This is a genomic window from Asticcacaulis benevestitus DSM 16100 = ATCC BAA-896, from assembly GCF_000376105.1.
Classification (GTDB): domain Bacteria; phylum Pseudomonadota; class Alphaproteobacteria; order Caulobacterales; family Caulobacteraceae; genus Asticcacaulis; species Asticcacaulis benevestitus.
Map to the genome: position 1 here is coordinate 1 of NZ_AQWM01000082.1, position 2,294 is coordinate 2,294.

Annotated in this window: 2 protein-coding genes; both read left to right on the plus strand. The window is 49.7% G+C overall.

The annotated features are described in order from the left end of the window. Window positions 1–261: 261 nt before the first annotated feature. Window positions 262–1,161, plus strand: a complete 900-nt coding sequence (locus tag B060_RS0123395) for a HEPN domain-containing protein (RefSeq protein WP_018084209.1) — start codon at window positions 262–264, stop codon at window positions 1,159–1,161. A 402-nt stretch (window positions 1,162–1,563) separates the two neighbouring features. Next, window positions 1,564–2,208, plus strand: coding sequence for a hypothetical protein (locus tag B060_RS25840; RefSeq protein ID WP_018084210.1), 645 nt, complete (start codon window positions 1,564–1,566; stop codon window positions 2,206–2,208). Window positions 2,209–2,294: the final 86 nt, after the last annotated feature.

Consider the following 2,294-nt stretch of genomic DNA (forward strand, 5'->3'; position numbering starts at 1 on the left):
CGCCGATCCAAAGCCCTTCGTTTGGACCAAATCCGCTACAGACATTCTTGAAAAGGTCGCCAGGGGGCGACAGGCGTTAGAGTCACAACACTAGCATGCCGTCGGGGAGGATCGACACTGGCGGGCAGAACGAAGGGACACAGCTTGAATTGCCATTGAAGACGCGCAAGTAGGACTATCCTTATTAATCAGCTAGCCGCAAAAGCGGTAGCCCACACCCTGTTGCGGTGCTAGACTCCGACTTCGACGTTAGGAATCTAAATGCTGGCCGATCAGCTCTCGCACCTGCCCGATATCAAACAACGCGAGCTTAAGCACGTGGTGAAAGTGCTGTTCGACACCTTCGAGAATACAACAAAGACAAAGCTGTCCGACAAGCGTAAGGCCGGCCGTATTCTGAAGGTGATCCTGTTCGGGTCATATGCCCGTGGTGGCTGGGTTGACGATCGTCCGTCAGGCTACCGCTCGGACTACGACATCCTCGTTGTGGTCAACGGCCATGAGTTCACTGATTTACAGGAATACTGGTCTGAAGCGGATGACACGTTTGTGCGAGAATACACCCTCACCCATGAGCTTAAGACGCCGGTCAGTTTTATAGTTCACAGCCTCCAGGACGTGAACGATCAATTGGCCAAGGGACGCCCGTTCTTTAATGACATCGCCCGTGACGGTATCATGCTCTTCGAAGCCGAGGGGCATCCTCTGGCTAAGGCAAAGCCGCTGACGCCGGAGGAGATCAAGGTAGAGGCTAAGGGCTATTATGAACAGTGGATGCCAGACGTATATGATTTTCAAAAACTTGCGGTCACTTGCATGGAGATGGGTAACAACCGACTCGCCGCGTTCAACCTGCACCAAGCAACAGAACGTTTGTATCATTGCACCCTGCTGGTTTACACGCTTTACAGTCCTAAGTCCCATCGACTGAGTTTCCTGAGATCGCAAGCTGAAGGTCTGGATGAGCGGCTTCATGATACTTGGCCGGACGACACTAAATTCGCTCGCCGTTGCTTCGCCAAGGTGCAGCGCGCCTATGTCGAAGCGCGATATTCGGCGGAGTATGAGATTACAACCGATGAGCTGGAATGGCTGCAAGGGCGCGTTAGTCTATTGAGCGATAAGACAAAGCAAATTTGCGAAGCGAAACTTGCAACATAGTTTCGCGTCGCTGATTTGCGTATAGCTTCAAGCTTCTTTCGCTTTTCCAGAACAAAACACCGGAACCTCAACCTGCCGCGTTTCCGGTTCCATAGGCGGCTACCGTAAGTCAATCTATAAACCTCCCGGAAGAGCTTCCCCCCACCTCCGATACCCTCACAGCAAACCTTGCGCGGCGTTTGATACCGCAGGCCCAAGGAGCCTTCAGTGGCCCTTGGGAACACAAAATTTCCCCCTAATAGTTTCGCCACCTGTCCTAGCCTAAACCAGTTCGATGATGCGGCTTTTTACAGTTCGAAACCCATCCAAAAAAACTAACCTTAAGGCGCAACCATGAAGAAAGTCCGTGCACAAATGCACGGTTGCAGCTAACCTCCGAAAAAGGGAATCGGGGAAGAACAATTGGATCAATCGTTTACCGCAGAGAGCTTCCAAACGATTTTCGATCACGAAAATCGGAAAGGGCATTTTCTGGAAGGGCGCTTTTTCCCCGACCTTGAACAAATCACCCACGATATCAAAACATCTACAGCGGACATTAGGGCTTTGCGCAAAGCCAAATTGTCTATGCCTTCAGATCAGTACGAACAACAGATGGCGGTTTTAAACGCTACCCGCGACGCTCAAAGGGGCGACAAAGAAGCACGGCTCACGGCGATGCTCGAAGCCGTGGCGGAAGAGGTAGGACGTGCCAATTTCCGCGTTGAAATCACCCGGAACGATAAGATTGCGGGCAAGCCCGTTTACGTTGCCAACGAGACACCGGCGTCATATTTCGCAATCAAACAGGTCCAAAAAAATATAAATAAGCTTTACAAGGTGAAGCAATCCAATCGGTACAATATATTGTGCCAACTTCGGGCGGCATTATCGGATAAAATGCCAAAGTATGTTATTCGAACCGATATTTCTTCCTTTTATGAAAGTGTTCCGAGAAAAGAAATTCTTGATAAGATTAATAACGACTCCTTATTAACGCTAACTTCCAAGAAAATGATACGCCAAATTCTTTATAGCTATGGTGTATTATCTGGGAGCCTGAAATAGCCCCATAATTGACCGGACAGGATCTCCCACTTAAATAAGAGGTAGGAGCAATGTCGTCATTATGACCAGCCACAATCCAAAGATAG

Excerpts from the sequence above, each read along its gene's own strand:
- B060_RS0123395 (WP_018084209.1), top strand. The coding sequence starts at position 262 with ATGCTGGCCGATCAGCTCTCGCACCTGCCCGATATCAAACAACGCGAG.